Annotated in this window: 14 protein-coding genes; 7 read left to right on the top strand and 7 right to left on the bottom strand. The window is 63.4% G+C overall.

Translation table 11 applies throughout. From position 1 onward, the window contains the following. Positions 1–82 precede the first annotated feature (82 nt). Positions 83–919, top strand: coding sequence for a class I SAM-dependent methyltransferase (locus RIE31_11325; GenBank protein MEQ8641174.1), 837 nt, complete (start codon positions 83–85; stop codon positions 917–919). A 4-nt stretch (positions 920–923) separates the two neighbouring features. On the opposite strand, the gene RIE31_11320 is transcribed toward RIE31_11325, so the two are convergent. Genes RIE31_11320 through RIE31_11305 form a run of 4 tightly spaced genes read right to left on the bottom strand, consistent with a single transcriptional unit; the run spans position 924 to position 5,497 of the window. Continuing rightward, entirely contained in the window at positions 924–2,129 is a 1,206-nt protein-coding gene (locus RIE31_11320) for an O-antigen ligase family protein (GenBank protein ID MEQ8641173.1), read from the bottom strand. After that, positions 2,126–3,283 carry a glycosyltransferase gene (locus RIE31_11315; GenBank protein MEQ8641172.1) on the bottom strand — a complete coding sequence of 386 codons (1,158 nt, stop codon included), beginning with the start codon at positions 3,281–3,283 and terminating at the stop codon, positions 2,126–2,128. The genes RIE31_11320 and RIE31_11315 overlap by 4 nt, the downstream gene beginning before the upstream one ends. Continuing rightward, positions 3,280–4,059: a class I SAM-dependent methyltransferase gene (locus tag RIE31_11310; protein ID MEQ8641171.1), complete on the bottom strand. Its 780-nt coding sequence runs from the start codon at positions 4,057–4,059 to the stop codon at positions 3,280–3,282. Before RIE31_11310 ends, RIE31_11315 begins: the two co-directional genes overlap by 4 nt. A gap of 4 nt (positions 4,060–4,063) precedes the next feature. Then, a complete protein-coding gene (locus tag RIE31_11305) occupies positions 4,064–5,497 on the bottom strand; it encodes a glycosyltransferase (protein ID MEQ8641170.1) in 1,434 nt (477 codons plus the stop codon). Positions 5,498–5,683: 186 nt separating this feature from the next. Here RIE31_11305 and RIE31_11300 point away from each other — a divergent pair, with 186 nt between their 5' ends. After that, positions 5,684–7,384 carry a hypothetical protein gene (locus RIE31_11300; GenBank protein MEQ8641169.1) on the top strand — a complete coding sequence of 567 codons (1,701 nt, stop codon included), beginning with the start codon at positions 5,684–5,686 and terminating at the stop codon, positions 7,382–7,384. 87 nt (positions 7,385–7,471) lie between these two features. On the opposite strand, the gene murJ is transcribed toward RIE31_11300, so the two are convergent. After that, a complete protein-coding gene (gene murJ / locus RIE31_11295; protein ID MEQ8641168.1) occupies positions 7,472–8,800 on the bottom strand; it encodes a murein biosynthesis integral membrane protein MurJ in 1,329 nt (442 codons plus the stop codon). An 18-nt stretch (positions 8,801–8,818) separates the two neighbouring features. Beyond that, positions 8,819–9,781 (bottom strand): lysylphosphatidylglycerol synthase transmembrane domain-containing protein, encoded by a 963-nt coding sequence (locus tag RIE31_11290; protein MEQ8641167.1) that lies wholly within the window; start codon positions 9,779–9,781, stop codon positions 8,819–8,821. Positions 9,782–10,043: 262 nt separating this feature from the next. Here RIE31_11290 and RIE31_11285 point away from each other — a divergent pair, with 262 nt between their 5' ends. The 5 genes from RIE31_11285 to RIE31_11265 are packed head-to-tail and all read left to right on the top strand — an operon-like array spanning position 10,044 to position 14,048. Continuing rightward, positions 10,044–10,877, top strand: a complete 834-nt coding sequence (locus RIE31_11285) for a glycosyltransferase family 2 protein (GenBank protein MEQ8641166.1) — start codon at positions 10,044–10,046, stop codon at positions 10,875–10,877. 9 nt (positions 10,878–10,886) lie between these two features. Then, positions 10,887–11,927: a thiamine pyrophosphate-dependent dehydrogenase E1 component subunit alpha gene (locus RIE31_11280; GenBank protein ID MEQ8641165.1), complete on the top strand. Its 1,041-nt coding sequence runs from the start codon at positions 10,887–10,889 to the stop codon at positions 11,925–11,927. Positions 11,928–11,981: 54 nt separating this feature from the next. After that, positions 11,982–13,016 (top strand): transketolase C-terminal domain-containing protein, encoded by a 1,035-nt coding sequence (locus RIE31_11275; protein ID MEQ8641164.1) that lies wholly within the window; start codon positions 11,982–11,984, stop codon positions 13,014–13,016. A gap of 34 nt (positions 13,017–13,050) precedes the next feature. Next, positions 13,051–13,572, top strand: a complete 522-nt coding sequence (locus tag RIE31_11270; protein ID MEQ8641163.1) for a hypothetical protein — start codon at positions 13,051–13,053, stop codon at positions 13,570–13,572. After that, positions 13,569–14,048, top strand: coding sequence for a hypothetical protein (locus RIE31_11265; protein ID MEQ8641162.1), 480 nt, complete (start codon positions 13,569–13,571; stop codon positions 14,046–14,048). The genes RIE31_11270 and RIE31_11265 overlap by 4 nt, the downstream gene beginning before the upstream one ends. Positions 14,049–14,100: 52 nt before the next feature. Here the strand turns inward: RIE31_11265 and RIE31_11260 are convergent, their stop codons facing one another. Next, the gene (locus tag RIE31_11260; GenBank protein ID MEQ8641161.1) at positions 14,101–16,077 is read right to left on the bottom strand and encodes a hypothetical protein; all 1,977 of its coding nucleotides are present in this window, start codon (positions 16,075–16,077) and stop codon (positions 14,101–14,103) included. Between the last annotated feature and the right edge of the window lie 317 nt (positions 16,078–16,394).

Here is a 16,394-nt window from a genome sequence, read left to right as displayed (position 1 = left end):
TCCGGGTGCCTCAGAGGGGCCGGACGGACTGGATTGATCGGTGGGGCCGGGCGTCGTGGCGGCCGGGTGGCGGGTGGCGAGTATGAGCGACAATCTTGACCGGCGCACAGTGGCCGACTTCGGCCGTGAGTGGCAGGCTTTCGACTATGCGGATGCGGATCAGGATGATCTGCAGGCGGGATTCGACGCCTATTTTCAGGATTTTCCCTGGGACCGACTGTCGTCGCACGCGGTCGGCTTCGACCTTGGCTGCGGCAGCGGTCGCTGGGCCCGGCTGCTGGCCGGGCGGGTGGCGACCCTGCTTTGTTTCGACGCCAGTCCGGCGGCGCTGGCGGTGGCCGGGCGCAATCTGGCGGCGATGAAGACGACGGCCCTGGCGGCGGCGTCGGCCGGACGCCTGCCGCTCGCCGACCGCAGCATGGACTTCGGTGTGTCACTGGGGGTGCTGCATCATGTGCCGGACACGGCGGCGGCCATTGCCGACTGCGCCCGGGTGCTGAAACCGGGCGCGCCGCTGCTTTTGTATCTCTATTACCGTTTCGACAACCGGCCGGTCTGGTTCCGTGCATTGTGGCGGGCCAGCGACCTGATGCGGCGCGCCATCGCCGGTCTGCCGTTCCGCCTCAAGCAATCGCTGTGCGCGGCTCTGGCGGTGCTGGTCTACTGGCCTTTGGCGCGACTGGCGGCGCTGGGCGAGCGTTGCGGTGCGACGGTGGATGGGTGGCCGCTGTCGGCCTATCGTCGGCGGCCATTCTATATCATGCGGACCGACGCCCTTGACCGCTTCGGCACACGGCTGGAGCAGCGCTTCACCCGGGTCGAGATCAGGGTCATGCTGCAGGCGGCCGGGCTGCATGACCCGGTTTTTGGCCGCCAGGCGCCTTACTGGTGCGTGGTTTCTTACAAGGGGGAAGGTTGAACGACTAGTGGCGATGGGGCAGCAGGGCGGCGGCGATGGCCACCGTCAGCCACAGGCTGGACAGCCACCAGGATTGCCACAGGCCGAAGGCGACACTGGCGACCATGACCGCGCCGGCGGTGCCGGCGAGCGCCGCCGGGCCGCGCTCTGCCGCGGCGCGGGCGACGGTGACGACCAGAGCCAAAGCAAGAACCAGTCCCGGCAGACCGAACTCCAGCCAGGCCTGTAGAAAGCCGTTGTGGGGATGGAGCGGCAGCAGCGCGATCGCGTCGCCGGCGACCGGTGCATAAGCGGGCCGGAATGTCTCCGCCAGATATCGCACACCATCGCCGCCAATGCCGATCCATGGCGATGCAGCGATCCGGGTGGCGGCAAAGTCCCAGATCGACAGGCGATGCAGGGCCGAGAAAGGCAGGAGGTCCGTGGCCGCGGCGCCTGGCGTCAGGTTCAGCAACAGGGCGCCGGCTGGTATGGCAAGAGCGACACCTGCGATGGCGCCGATAGCCAGCGCGCGGCCGGCCACCCCGCCCATGCCGGCCACGGCCAGAACCGCAATACCGACCAGCCAGGCGGTGGCGCCGACCCCGTCATGGACCAGCAGCAGACAGCCCAGCGCCACCGCCGCCAACAACGTCGCTGTGGCCACGCCGAGGCGCTGCCGTATGAGAGCCAGGGCCGGCCACAGGGCGAAGACCAGCACGGCCCGGCCCGGCTCCATGGCGATCAGGGTGCGGACCTTCGGCCCCCACAGCGCGGTATCGGTGATCTGTGCATGTACTTCTGCCAGGGCCATGAGCAACAGGCCGGCGGCAAGGCCATAGAGCCAGGCTGTGGCAAGGGCATGGCGGTCGGCGCCGGCCGCACTGGCGTAGCCGCTGAGCACCGTCAGCCCGGCCAGCGACAGGACCAGCACCTTGAACCACAGCAGCGGGTTCTGCGGTTCCGGCGAGGGCAAAGCGAGGCGTATGAGCATCCAGGCGGCAATGAATAGCACCAGCCACGGGACAAGGCGGCGCAGGGTCGCGCGCAGGGCCTGTCCGCCGGATTGGCGCGGTGTGGTGGTCAGCCACCTGCCGGCCACGATCAGGGCGCTGAGCAGAAGCAGGATTACAGCGCCCTTGGGCGCCAGGGCGATGATCGGCCCATAGAGGAAGACGAGCCCGCGAAACGTCCAGGTCCATGCGGGAGCGGTGGTGGCTGGCCCGCTCACGAGGCGGCCACCTGGCCATAGAGTTCGCCGTAGCGGCGTAGAACCTCGTTCAGGTCATAGTTGTCAGCGATGCGCTGGCGGGCAGCCCGGCCGAGCGCTTTGCGGGCATCCGGCGTTATGGCCGCCAGCTCGCAAAAGGCGCGGGCGAAGCCCTCGACGTCGCCAGCCGCCACCACCCGGCCGGTGTCGCCGACCATCACCGCCATGTCACCGGCGTCACTCACTACCGCCGGCAGGCCGGTGGCCATGGCCTCGCCAATGACATTGGGAAAGCCTTCGCTGTGTGACGTGAGACAGGCCATATCGAGCCCCTGCATCAGGCGGGTCGCGTCATGGCGGGGCCCGAGCAGATGAAGGTTGCGGGGCTTTGCGGTCGCTGCCAGCAGCCGGGCCAGAGCGGGGTCGTCCCGTTCAAGGCCACGGCCCACCAGGACGAAGGCCAGGTCCGGCCTGTGCGTCTCGGCCAGGGCGGCGGCGCGCAGGAAGGTGGCATGATCCTTGATCGGATGCAGGCGGGCGAACAGACCGATGGCAACCGTTTGGTCGGCCAGGCCCAGCTCACGCCGCACCTCTGAACGCATACTGGCATCGGGCGCGAGAGAGGCAGTATCGAAGCCGTTGGCGATCAGCGCCCAGCGCCGCGGCCGATAGCCGATGCCTTCGTGATAGGCCTGACCGGCCGCGGAGTTGACCACCACGGCCGCGGGCCGGTGGGCGTTACGGGCCAGAGTCTTCAACATGCGCCAGGCCATGGGCGAGCGGCCGGCAAGTCCCGTATCGGCGCAGCGGATGTTCCACAGGAAGGGTGGCGAACGCCCCGGCAGGGCGTCGGCCAGCAGCCCGAACAGGTCCGCGTGATAGAGCCAGGTTTGGATGACGTGCGGTCGCACTTGCCTAAGCAGACGGCGAAAACGCAGCAGACCGAGGGGCCAGGCGGCGAGGGAGGTGAGGCCGAGGGACTCGACCCGCGCTCCGGCGGCGCGGATCGCCGGCGCCATGACGCCGGCCGGCGCCAGCGATACCACCGTTTGTGAAAACTGGTCGCGCGGCAGGCCGTGCGCCAGCTTGACCACCATGGTCTCGGCCCCGCCCTGGTCGAGGCCGGTGATGAGATGGAGCAGTCGCAACGGTGTGTCGGTGCCGACGGTGGTCATGGCCTCGCGCGCTCCATGACCATGAGCATACGGAACGCCATGAGGCGCCCGAGCGCGCCTTCCAGCGCCCGCTCCAGACGGAGCAGCGGCCGGGTCAGGCCGGCCGGCAGCAGAGACCAGGCCTGAAAGCCGCCGGACAAGGGGTAGGCGAGAAGGGCGAAGCGCCGCACCTCGTCAAGGCGAAGATCAGGTACCGCCTCGGCCAGACGCCGCCGGTGACGGCCTGCCAGCAGGGTCGGATAGGCCTGATTGGCGTGCCACGGATCGCGGCCCGGCGACAGGTCGCCATCGGCCAGCGGATCGTCCGCCATGACCACCGGCTCCGGGTGAAGCCAGGCATAGAAGGGATAGCTGAGTGGGGTAATCGCCGGCTCCACCATGATCAGACGGCCGCCCGGCCACAGCACGCGCGCAGCCTCCCGCAGGAACAGCCGTGGTCGCTCCAGATGATGCAGCACGTCGAACAGGACGATGGCGGCAAAGCTGGCGTCGGCAAAGGGCAGGCGGTGGGCGTCGGCGGCGGCGTCGAGCCACGGCGCGGTCTGCACGTCCATGCTGATGACCGGTCCCGGCACGGTGCTTTGCAGGGCATGACGCAGATTGCCGGTGCCGCCGCCGACCTCCAGGACCGGCCCGGCCGGACAGCGGGCGCTGATGCGCTCATAGGCATCCTGATAGACCGCCCGCAGGACGGCCTTGTCGCGCCAGATGCGGCGATGGCGGCCCAGCAGCGTCGTGGCCTCGCTGGTATGGTCGGGTGAGGCGCCCGCCGTCACAGGATTACAACGCCTTCAGACGGCGGTAGGCAAAGATCACCATGCGCAGCAGCAGCCAGCCATGGGCAAAGCGCGAAATCTGGGTCTCGCCATAGGTGCGCGGAGCATAGCGCACCGGCACTTCGACGATCTTCAGATTGAGTTTTGAGGCGCCGAATATGAGATCGAAGTCGCCGAACGGATCGAAATCGCCGAAATAGGCCCGGCCGGCCTTCAGCCGCTCATAGTCGCTGCGCCGCAAGACCTTTGTGCCACACAGGGTATCGGTGAATCGCTGGTTGAGCAGCCAGGTGAACAGAAGCGAGAAGGCCTGGTTGGCCAGCCGGTTGAGAAAGCGCATGGACTCCCGTTCCAGCGGATAGACCAGACGGCTGCCATTGATGAACTCGCCCTTGCCCTCGGCCATGGCCTGCCAGAACTTGGGCAGTTGTTCCGGCGGCATGGTCAGGTCGCCGTCGAGGATCATCAGCACCTCGCCACGTGCCGCATCGAAGGCCTTGAACACCGCATCGGCCTTGCCCTTGCCGTCCTGGCGCATGAGCTTGATGTCACGCTCGGGGTGGGCCGCCACCACCCGCTCGGCTTCCTCGAAGGTGCCGTCCTGGCTGTGGCCCTCTACAAAGATCACCTCAATGTCAGGGCAGAAGGCGGGCAGGCGCTCTATGGCCGGCGCAACATTGCCGCGCTCGTTGCGCAGCGGCACCACCACCGTAGCGGAACGAGGCGCCGGCGCGGTTTCGCGGCGTGGTCGGCCCACCACATAGTTGCGCAGGCACAGATGGCGGATCAGCGGCAGGGTCGCCACATAGCGGTTGATCAGGCGGCCGAGACCCAACAGGTGCAGCGGCACAAGCTGGCGCCACTCCCGTTTGACCGGTTCAAAGTCCGCCAGATCCATGAGGTTGGTAATGTCCTCGGTGGACAGCCAGTTCTGCGGCTCTTGCGGCATTTTGCGGCCAACCATCTCAGCCAGCCGCAGAACCGGCTCCCAGTGGCTGGCGTAATAGGCGACGATCAGGCGTGTCTGAGGCGTGCACAGCGGGTGCAGCGCGGCCAGGGTCCCCTGAATATCGTCCAGCGCGCCAATGCTGTCCGCCAGAATGATGACGTCGAAGGGCCCGTTGAGGGCGGCCAGGGTCGCCGGATCTTCCATGTCGCCGGCCAGGAACTCCAGCCCCGGCCAGTTCTGCCGGGCCATCTCCACCATGGCCGGACTGAAGTCGACGCCGACGCCACGGGATGGCCGCAGGCTGCCAAGCAGGTCGCCGATGCCGCAGCCCAGATCCAGCACCCGCAAACCCGGCGGCACCAGAAAGCGCATATAGGCACGGTCGGCCTGGTGGAAGGCGCTGTTGCGCTCCTGCCAGCGGCGGCGTTCCCGCGCCTGGCGGTCGGCGAGGTCGCGGATGCGTTGCTTGCGGCGGCTTATGTCCGGCACGGGACGGTGGCGGGTGGGCGAGTCATGACAGGCAGGTCATAGCGCCTTGCGCTGGCCCGGTCCATTGTCTCAATTCCCACAGCGTCGCTTCTTACGCCGGCCCTAGCATTTCCCCTTATGCCACCCTTCTGCGTTGCCAGGTCGGCGACGCGCGGGTATCAAGCGCCGGATGAGCATGACACCACCATGACCGCTACCGGCGACGGCGCCAGTGGCGCGGAGACCGGTAGGGCGGAGACGGGCGGAGGGCGGCGTGTCCGATGGGATGCGTCGGCCGTCCTGTTCGTCGCGCTGGTTACCGGCCTGGTGCTGGCATGGCTCGCGTCCATCCGGTTGCTGGCGCCTGACACACCCAACATCATCCTTGGCCTGTGGCAGTGGTCTGATGCGGCGGCCTATGACTGGGGCGGCCTCTCCTTGCTGGCGGAAGGCCGGCTGGACGAATGGAACACCCGCCGGCCGACGACGGCGGCGGTGATTGCCGTGCTGCACGCCACAAGCCACGGCTCAGTCGGCTGGGCGCAGGCCTGGCTGGCCGGGCTCAACGGCGTGGCCATAGGGGCTGTTGGCCTGCTGCTGTGGCGGCGGGTCGGCCTGCCGTCGGCGGTCGCTGCCTGTCTCATTCTGCTGTTCTTCTACCGTGAAGCCATTGGCACAGTGCTGTCGGAGAATATCGGCCTGGCCTTGGGCTGCGCCGCGCTCGTCATGCTGTGGTCGGGGGTGGTGGAACGCCGCCGCTGGCTGATCGCCCTCGGCCTGTTCGCACTGGCCATGGCGCTGAACGCGCGGGCGGGCGCCTATTTCGTCCTGCCGGCCATCATCGTGTGGCTGTCCGTCAATGCCTGGCGGGCGGGCGGCGGCGGACTCAGGCGGCGGGCGATTGCCGCCTTCACAGTGGCGGGACTATGGAGTGCGGCCGCCGGACTTGCCGGCTTCCTGCCCAATGCCTGGCTGCTGGCCTGGTTTGGCACTGGCGACGGCCTGCCGTTCGGCAATTTCGCCCCCACGCTGTATGGCCTGGTCGCCGGCGGCGAAGGCTGGACCCGCGTCTATGAGGTTCACCCGGCCTTGCAGGCCATGAATGACAGCCAGGCCTTCCCGTTGATCTTCCAACTGGCGTGGGAGCGGTTCGCCGCCGCCCCCGGCGATCTGGTGTGGGGTATTCTCCGCGTCTACAACCAGTTCTTCTTTCAGAACGGGCCGCGCATCCTCACCACCGCACTGACGCTGCTGGGTCTGTGGCGTATCTGGCGCCATCCGCGACGGGCCGAACACGGGCTGTTGCTGGCCGGGCTGGTCGGCACCTGGCTGTCGGTGCCTTTCCTGGCCGATGGCGGGCTGCGGGTTTTTGCCGCGACGATACCGTTCCTAGCCGTTGTGATGGCGCTTGGCGCGGCCTGCTTGGACCGACTGCCCCGCTGGCGCCCGGCTGGCCTGCCGACAGGCGCGGGACTGGCGATGGCCGTGGTTGCGGTGATCCTGGCGGCGGTCGGGCCGGGGACGGCAATCGTCGCCGGCCGCGCCGCGCCGGTGCAGCCAGCCGCCAGCGCCTGTCCGCCGGGCGAGGTGGCGGCGACGGTGTTCTGGCGGGCAGGCATGGCGGCCGTCATAGGCCGGCCCGTGTCCCGGGCCGCCGATCGGCACGACGGCCGGACGGTTCTGGAATGGCGCGTCGAACCCGACCGTCTGTTGGCGGCACGGCCGGACATGCCGCTGCAGCCGCTGACAGAGGGCATGGTTATCCTGCCGAGCTATGACCATGTAGCGGCACGCGGCGGCTGGTTCCTGATGCCGCGCGCAATCGAGCCCGCGACGGAAACATGGGTCGCATTATGCGGCCGATGGGAATCACCGATGCTCTTTCGCGGGAGTCCGGCCAGGTCGTGACCGGGCCGTCGCCTGTCTGTGGCGCCCCACCCTCGCGCTCAAAGAACGTGGCAGGGGCCGGCGGCGCCTGCTCCAAGTCGCCCGAAACTATGAGAGAGCCGGGTGTCGCGGAGCGTCGCGGCCAATCACTCGATAGACCAGCCAGGCGGAGACGCCCGCACTTATGGCCATTGTCAGGCTGGTGGCGAGCGCAATGCCAGCAAGACCGAAGAACCTCATGAGAATGAGGTCGCCGGCCAGATTGAGCATGAATCCGAGCAGTGCAATCACAAATACCTGACGCGCCGCCTGAAGAGCGGTCAGTGTCCGGATGATCAGCGTGCTTACCAATGCAAAGGGAATCTGAAGCGCGTATATGGCGAGAATCCTGCCGACCAGATCGGTATCGGCTGGAGTGAACGCGCCACGCTCGAAGAGTAGCCGAATCATGGAGTCGGCCAGGAAATAGACAATTGCGGCGATTGGCAGACCAGCGATGAACGCGGCGCGAATCCAGCGTTTGAGGTCCCGCGTCAAGGTCTGGCTTTCGCTGCGGCTGGCATGTCCGGCGATCAGGGGCAAGGCCGCCGTGCCGAGTGGCAATGCGGTGAGGCCCAGGATCACGACAATGACCTTGTTGCCGTAGCTGAGCGCCGAAACGGCGCCAGGGCCCAACAGTGAAGCGATCACCTGGTCGACGACCAGCATTCCCGTGAACACGCTGCCGCTTGCCAGCATCGGCCAGAACTGAGTCAGAATGCGGCGTATCGCGGGATGAAAACCGTGCCAGCGGGGCAAAACAGGCAACCCCTGACGGAAAAGAAAACCGCCGACGAGCAGGATCTCCAGCAATGATCCTGCCACCAGGCCGATGACGAGAATCGTGACTCCGAACCGGTCGCCAAACAGCAGCAATAGCAAGAGCGTCAACAACGGCCGAAGCGTCGGCGCTACCGCCACCAAAGCAAAACGCTGGACGGAGTGGGCGACACCGCTCCACACCGTGACCATGCCCTGCAACAGGATGAGCGGCAGAAGCCACCTGAAGAGGTGGGTGGTCAGGTCCATGGTGGCGTCGTCGAAACCGGGCCCAAGGAACCCCATAAGAGGGCGCGCGGCGAAGAAACAGGCCACCGTCAGCGCGACCAGGACACAGAACGCCAGCGCGAGAACGCTGCCGACCCATCGTTTTGTTTCCGCGGATGTGGCTGGGCCGTCCGCCCTGACCAGGGCAGGCACCAGCGCCGCGGCAAGGGAGCCGGCGATGAGCTGGACGAGAAGGGAGGGCAGAATCTGCGCGATGACAAATGCGTCGATGAGCCGGCTGACGCCAAATGCATTGGCCACCGCGAGTTCGCGAAGCGCGCCCACCGCGGTGACGACCATGGTCAGGATGCTGATGAGGCCGGTTGTCTGAACGAGCCGACGAAACATCATCGATCGATTGTCTGCACGTTAGTTGAAGTCAGTCTTGCCGGTATTGCGCTTGTACAACAGCCATATCAGGCCTCCGGGCAAGGCAACGACGAGGCTGGCGAGGCCAAAGATAATGGAAATCAGCAGCACGGTTTCTCCCGGCTGGCCATAAAGGCTGAATCCCACAACCATAGCACCTTCACGCACGCCCCATCCGCCGATCGAAATGGGCATCATCGCCATCAGCAGAACGGGAGGGACAACGATCAGGCACTGCAAGAGTGACACGTCCAGTCCGAATCCCCGGGCCAGAACAAAAATAATCAGGACGTTCAGAAGATTGATGAGAAAGCTGCCGAACAGGGCCTTCGTCCAACCCCAAGGGGCGGAAAATGCATAGCGCCCCGCGCTGACAAGCTCCATCAAGGGGCCCAGCCTCTTCAGGCGGCGCCACGTTGCCGGCATAAATCCGAGAAGCACGAAAGCAGCAGCGAACGCCAGCCCCGCGGCAAGCAGCGCGAACAAGCCGAGACGTGTTGTCTGGCTGGTGATCAGGTCCAGTATGCTGACGAGACCCAGCGTCACCATCGCCATCAGCGCAAACATGCCGCTGACCCGGTCCAGCACAATGGCGACCGCCGCCTTGATGACCGGAATCCCTTGACGGGTCAGTTCAAGCGTGCGCATCGCGTCGCCACCGACAAACGAGAGCATGGCCTGAGAGAAGAAATTGCCGACAAAGGTGGTTGCAACGGCGGCGCGGTGACCAATGGACGCTCCGCTCATTGTGACGCTTACGGCAAGACGCCATGCGGCCAGCACTTGCTGGAAAATCAGAAGAAGGAAAACCTCGGCGACAATCAGCGCGCTTAGCTGGCTAAGGTTCTCCAGTGACTCCGCGAGGTCGAACTGTCTGAATATCCACAGGACGACGATGGCGGGGATAGCCAGCTTGGCGGCGAGAAGAACACGATGTCCCTGTTGACCTCGCAAAATCGCCACCGTCGCCCCCTCTGTCGCCCCCCCCTGCCGCCCCCCGGGTGCCTGTTGCAAGGTTTCTACCTTATGGCCTTGCCCCGGGGGTAGTCGGCGGCGAGCATCGGCGTCCGACCGAGGGCTTGAGACAGCCGCGGGCAGGCTGTCCCAAGGGGTCAATCTGGCCTGCGATGTTGACAGTGATGGGTGGGTGGGGCAATACCGTCCGCAAGTCCGTTGGGGCTCCGATTTTTGTGGAGATATCTATAGAAATAGTGGATTAGAGGGTATGCCTGCGACGTTGCATCGGCAGCACGACAGCGTGGAAGGGGAGCGTATGCACCACGAGAACAGAGGGGCGAATCTGACGATTGTGGTCGCTGCCTTGAATGAAGAAGTCCTGATTCGCAGCGTCGTCACCGAGATCATCGAGGCCGTCGAGCCGCGCGTCGCTGAATATGAAATTATTCTGGTCAATGACGGCAGCCGTGACGCTACGGGGGCCATCATGGACGACATGGCCAAGTCCTCGCCAAGGCTGCGGGTTGTCCATAACGAAACCAATCAGGGCCTGGGCGCGATCTATCGCCATGGCCTTGGCCTCGCGCGCTACGAGTATTACATGCTGATGTGCGGAGACGGCGGGGTTCCCGCGTCCAGCCTGCCCCCAATGCTCGATGCCCTGGGAAGGGCGGACATTGTGCTCCCTTATGTCACCAATCTCCGCCGGATCAAAAGCCCCATGCGGTTCTTTGCGTCCCGGTGCTATACGGGGTTGTTGAACCTCATGTTCCGGCAGAAGGTGAAGTACTACAACGGGCTGCCCATCCATCGCACAGACTTGGTACGCGCAATCCGTGTGACGAGCACTGGTTTTGCATTTCAGGGCGAGATACTGATCAAGCTGCTGAAGGCGGGCTGTACGCGATTCGAAGTTCCCATCGAGGGGGCCGAACGGGCCGGAAAGTCGATGGCGCTGCGTCCGCGCAATCTTCTCAACGTCGTGAGCACGTTGGCAAAGCTGTCGTGGGCGATTTTCGTTTTCAATTCCCGTTCTGTCGCGGGGCGTGGCGCGCCGGAGAATCTGCGCGCCGGTATCCCTGAGCGCGATGCCGGATATTGACTGAGCTTTGTGGCCAAGCGGGCGCTGCATGCCCAGTCCGGCTTTCCGATCGACAAGGGAACGGGTGATTCCGTCATGAAGGAACTTCCTGGCGAGATATTGCGGGATCTCTATCGCGCCGTATTCCGTATCCGGCGAACCGAGGAGACGCTGGCCTCGCTGTACCCGGAGCAGGAGATGCGGACGCCGACGCATTTTGGAATCGGGCAGGAGGCGGTGGCCGCCGGCGTGTGCGGCGCCCTGGGCGATGACGACGTCGTGTATAGCCATCACCGGTGCCACAATCATTACCTGGCGCGTGGCGGCAGCCTGCTGGGGCTGGTGGCCGAGCTGTATGGCCGGATCGACGGGTGTGCGAACGGGCGCGGGGGGTCTGTTCATCTGACCTCGCGGGAAACCGGGTTTGTCGTCAGCAGCGCCATTCTTGGCCAGACAATTGCCGCGGCGACCGGCAGCGCGCTTGCGTTTCAATTGGACAAGACGCCTCGTGTCGCCGTGACCTTTTTCGGCGAAGCGACCTGCGAGGAAGGCGTTTTCTACGAGAGCCTCAATTTCGCCGCCGTGCGCCGGCTGCCGGTTCTTCTGGTATGCGAGAACAACCTGTACTCGACGGAAAGCCCGTTGTCCGTACGTCAACCCGCGGGTACCGATCTGTGCGAACGTGTTCGGGCGTTCAAGGTCACGGCGGAGCGCGTCGATGGCAATGATGTCGTCGCAGTGTATGGCAGGACGTTGGCGGCGCTGGACCAGTTGCGGGCCGGAGAGGGGCCAGTGTTTCTGGAGTGCATGACCTATCGCTGGCGTGAACATGTTGGTCCCAACTTCGACCACGAGGCGGGGCGAAGCTATCGGGACAAGGCGGAGCTGGACCGCTGGATGGATCGCTGTCCGGTCAAGCGGGCTCGGGCGCTGATCGTGGCGTCCGGGACCGGCGAAAGCGAAGTGCTTTCCTGGGAGTCCGCAATAGAGGACGAAATCCAGACGGCCGTTGCGGCCGCCAAGGGTTCGCCCTGGCCCGAGACCAGAACCTTGTTCGATAACATCTACTGAGGTCGCTGAAAGCTGCAATGCTGAGCGTCGGCGATTCCCGGGAACGGCTGATCTATGCGTGAACTGACCTATGTTGACGCCCTTTCGGAGGGCCTGGTGCAGGCGATGGAGGCCGATGACGGCATTTTCGTCACGGGTATCGCGGTCGACTATCCCTCCGGCATTTTCGGATCGACGGTGGAGGCGGCCCGCCGCTTCGGACCGTCCCGGGTCTTCGACGCGCCGGCCATGGAAAATGCCCTGACAGGCATCGCCATCGGCGCAGCGGCCATGGGCAAGCGTCCGGTCGTCGTGCATCCGCGCAACGACTTTATGTTTCTCGCCTTCGATCAGATGATCAATCTGGCTGCGAAATGGAAGTACATGTATGGCAGCCACGCCGGCTCTGTGCCGATCGTCGTTCGCGGGGTGATCGGCCGGGGCTGGGGGCAGGGCGCGACGCACTCCCAGAGCCTGCAGAGCGTTTTGGCTCACTTTCCGGGGTTGCAGGTGGTCATGCCGGCCTTGCCGCAGGACGCGAAAGGGCTGACCATTGCGGCTCTGACGGGCGACGCGCCGACGGTCATCCTGGAACACCGCTCGCTCTATCCGATTGCCGGGCCGGTGGATCAGGCCTTCGCGCCCACGCCCATCGGCAAGGCAGCCGTAGTGCGCGACGGAACGGACGTTTCGGTCGTGGCCTCGTCTTACATGGTTGTCGAGGCGATGCGGGCCGCGGAAAGCCTGGAGCAGGACGGTGTGTCGGTCGAGGTGGTCGATCTGCGCAGCATTCGGCCGCTGGACGAGGAGACGATCCTCGCCTCCGTCCGCAAGACCGGTTGCCTGATTGTCGCCGATACGAGCTGGGTGCTATACGGGGTCGCCAGTGAAGTCGCGGCGCTGGTGGCGGAGAAAGCGTTTCACAGCCTCAAGGCGCCGGTCTATCGAATCGGTCTGGCCGACAGCCCGGCGCCGGTTTCCCAGCCCCTGGAGGATGCCTTCTATCCCAAGGCCTCGACCATCGCGAAGGCGGCGCTTACGCTCCTCGGCCGAACCCACAGTCACCTGGGCGACATCGACCTGGCGGATGAGTTCAAGGGACCGTACTAGTCTCTTTCAGTGACGACAAAGGCCTTGCTGAAGCATGGCGACAGACTCCAGTGCCACAATTGTTCTGTGGGCGACGGCAGGATATAGCGTCATTCACCTGTTGGCCTACATAGTGTTTCTGCGTAACTGGCCTTCGATGCGTCAGGAACGTGGGATTTTCGCTTTTCATATGATTTCGTTCCTGCTTGTTTCTGTGGCAGCGGCACTGGTTGGCTTGTATGCAGAAACGGTGGGGCCCGTGATCGCGGCGATCGCTGTTCACGGGATCTACAGTCTATCCTTTCTGGAGGCGTGGTCTCTCGCGCAAGGCGGCTATTCGCTGACTATCCTTGACCGTTTGAGTCGGACTGCCAGCCAGACAAGCGATGACGTTCTGAAGGGGCTTGAAGCCGTCGGTCTCGAGAAGCTGCAAAGCCGGTACCGCGCCCTGGTCGCTATGGGTCTGATCGCAATGCATGAGGACGGAAAAACCAGACTTACCATCGTGGGGCGGGCGGTGACGCTGCTATTGGCGGCCCTGGTGAATGCAACGGCAACACGAAAATCCGTCTCATGACCATTCTTGTTTTGGTGCTTGGCTACTGGGCTGCTTCGATTTTGGCCTTAACTATGGTGTGTCGCCTGCCCGTATCGGGAACGGCTGTCCATCGGTATTTGGTTGTTGGAGGTCTGATTGGCCTGGCGATGCTGCTTCATGCCTACTTTATCTTCGGACTGACAATAGCCTGGTGGATAAGCGCGCTGTTCTACGCCTTTGTTTGCGAGCTCTACATATTCGCCTTCACACTTGTCGGCAGCAGTATATCCGCTGGCTTGCTGCTTCGCCTGCGGCAGAATCCCCTAACGGTTGAAGAGATCGAGGCTGCCTACAGCCCCGCGTCTATGGTCGAGAGCCGCTTGCATAAGATGGAGGCAACCGGCCTTCTTGAAAGGCAGGAAAACGGAGAGATGCGAATGACAGAGCGGGGGGCTTCTCTTCAGCGCGCGTTCGCCATGCTGCGTCGCTTCTTTCGACACGAGGCTGCGAGCTGATTATTAGTAAGGCTTCCCGCGGGGCGCTTGGGCTCTGGCTCTTTCGCGAAAATCAAAACGGTCTGTAGAGCAGATTGATCGTATTCACCGGGTTTCGGCAGTCCTCTCGGGCAATATTGTCCTGTACGGGGACATTACGCCACGTGGCGGAAACACCTTCTACGCTCCCGAACTCGACGCCCAGTATGCGATTCAGGTTCGTAAGAATCTCGGTGCAGACGCTTCTGGGAACATCCGGATAGACGATTTGGCGTAGCCGGCCGTAGAGGGTCTGCGCTGGCACAACATATGGTATTGCACCTTCCTTGGCATTGACCTCGGGGACGAGGTCATCCGACACCGCCGCTGCTGGCAAAGGCAATATACGAGCCCGTTGCCCTTCTCGGTCAGAGAGCCGGGCACCATCGACCGTAGGCTCGCCGTTCATGAGACTCGCTATCTGGCCCAGGGCGCCATCCACGGCGGAACCGCCAGCGATACGGCACACTGTTACCGAAGCGGCCTGCTCTTCGTGAGACTCCCACAGGCGGCATCGTGTTGCCGGATCGTTCAGTTCTACTGCCAAAGTGGGATAGCGCGCTGCAAGCCCTTCTTGCGTGTCACCGTAGAAGACAATGAGACTTCCGTCCCTGTAGCCCATCGAAGGTGTGAGCGCTGAATGCTCTGAGCGAAGTTGGAAACCAGGAAAGACCTGTTGGACAGACAAGTTCTCCGGTCGTACAACCCAACTGGGGATGTCGGAGAAGCCCTTAACGATGGTGTCTTCGAACGCACTTGGGCGGACGAACATTTCTGCGTTATCAGGAATGATGATATTGACTTCGTCAGGCTGACGGCGAAGCGTTTCAAAAACAGATGCTCGGAAGTCATAGCTGGCTGACTTTGCGGCAGGCACCAAAACACTGGGCAATGGGAAGGTCAGGAGCGCCAGAGCGGCAATTGAGGCGATGACGGCGGCGGCAGCAAACCTGCCCTCGTCCAGCCGGGTCGCGGCCAGTATTCCGAACACGCCCACGGAAAGAAAGCCCATAGCCTCATACGCCGTGCTGCCGGCGGCGCGCACCCATAAAAAGGCAACGCCCGAAAAAGTCGCGCCTACGAATATGATGGCCGCCAGAATAGGTCTCCAATCAGACTTCCAGTGGGCGTGACGCACGGTGGCGTAGGCCAGGGTGGCAAGCGCCATGACGTAGAGCGCTATCAGGACATCGTAGTTGTTGGGTCGAACGTACTGAAAATACGCTTGCGATAGAGTATGAAATTCGTTGCCAGGATTCTGCAAGAAGGTCCACCAACCGATAACGGCAAGCGGAAGTATCTCGAATGAAGGGTAATAGAGCGCGAGCACTATCACGGCAAAGGACACAACGCTGGCAAGCGCTCCAACGGTGATATATTCCATACTTCGTTTGATGTCGGGCTGGTGGATCGCTAGAGGCACGAACCATGCAAGCGCGACGAGCACGAACGAGATCTTTGACGCGATCATGATTCCCACGATGGCGCCAAGTCTCGCCGCGTCGGACAACCGCTTATACCGGTCGGGAGTGATGAGAATCTTGCACCCGAAATAGGCCGCAACTAGGAAGAAAACAGTGTTCAGCGCGTAGTAGTCCGGGCTGGTCCAGAACCAGATTCCCGCTCCTCTGGTCGCGAAAATGAGCGCAAACGGAAGCATAAGGAGAATCATCTTCTGGAAAAAACGCAAATTGCGATCTCTGACGATACACAGTTGCACGGCGATCAGAAGCGCCGAATGTATAGCAAGGGTCACGTCAGCGAACACTTTCAACGTCTCGATGTACTGTTCGCCATAATCCATAAACGGCCGCATCACGATGGCGACATGCTTCTGTATCAGGCTTGTGGCAAAGCCCTGAGGCAACCATAAAGCGCTGTTCTCGCCATCCAGTAATCGCGTGACAAAGCCGAAACGGTAGGCGACGGATTCCGAAAATATCAATGCCAGATGTGAATTCGCCCACAACAAGACCGTCGCGGGAATATGTGGCACGATAACTAGGAACATGAGAAAACCGCTGCCGAGCCATTCGGAGGCTGTGGAGACCGAAGACAAGGATTTCGGCCGATACTCATGTCTTAGGAACGTGATTGGCAACGGTGTCTCCGGTAGGTCAGCCTCGGTGGATATTGCGACTGCGCAAGAATACTGCCAATAAATGCCGGCCGTGAACGGGTTGGCGTGAACGGGTTGGCGTGGTGCCGGTAATTGCTGTCGGGTTCCAGATAACCCTCACCAGAGGCGTTGACCGTACGTTCATTTATCCATTCGCAAAAGAGGGATAAATGTGCCTAGTTGTCAACCAGCGACGGGTTCGGTCAGTT

The organism is Alphaproteobacteria bacterium (genome assembly GCA_040218575.1).
GTDB lineage: Bacteria > Pseudomonadota > Alphaproteobacteria > JAVJRE01 > JAVJRE01 > JAVJRE01.
The sequence above is the reverse complement of the archived record's forward strand: the minus strand, read 5'-3'. Positions and strand labels throughout refer to the sequence as shown.

Coding starts and splice junctions, on each gene's coding strand:
- RIE31_11315 (MEQ8641172.1), bottom strand. CDS start 3,283: ATGACCACCGTCGGCACCGACACACCGTTGCGACTGCTCCATCTCATC.
- RIE31_11265 (MEQ8641162.1), top strand. CDS start 13,569: ATGACCATTCTTGTTTTGGTGCTTGGCTACTGGGCTGCTTCGATTTTG.
- RIE31_11285 (MEQ8641166.1), top strand. CDS start 10,044: ATGCCTGCGACGTTGCATCGGCAGCACGACAGCGTGGAAGGGGAGCGT.
- RIE31_11270 (MEQ8641163.1), top strand. CDS start 13,051: ATGGCGACAGACTCCAGTGCCACAATTGTTCTGTGGGCGACGGCAGGA.
- murJ (MEQ8641168.1), bottom strand. CDS start 8,800: ATGATGTTTCGTCGGCTCGTTCAGACAACCGGCCTCATCAGCATCCTG.
- RIE31_11260 (MEQ8641161.1), bottom strand. CDS start 16,077: ATGTTCCTAGTTATCGTGCCACATATTCCCGCGACGGTCTTGTTGTGG.
- RIE31_11300 (MEQ8641169.1), top strand. CDS start 5,684: ATGACCGCTACCGGCGACGGCGCCAGTGGCGCGGAGACCGGTAGGGCG.
- RIE31_11275 (MEQ8641164.1), top strand. CDS start 11,982: ATGCGTGAACTGACCTATGTTGACGCCCTTTCGGAGGGCCTGGTGCAG.
- RIE31_11325 (MEQ8641174.1), top strand. CDS start 83: ATGAGCGACAATCTTGACCGGCGCACAGTGGCCGACTTCGGCCGTGAG.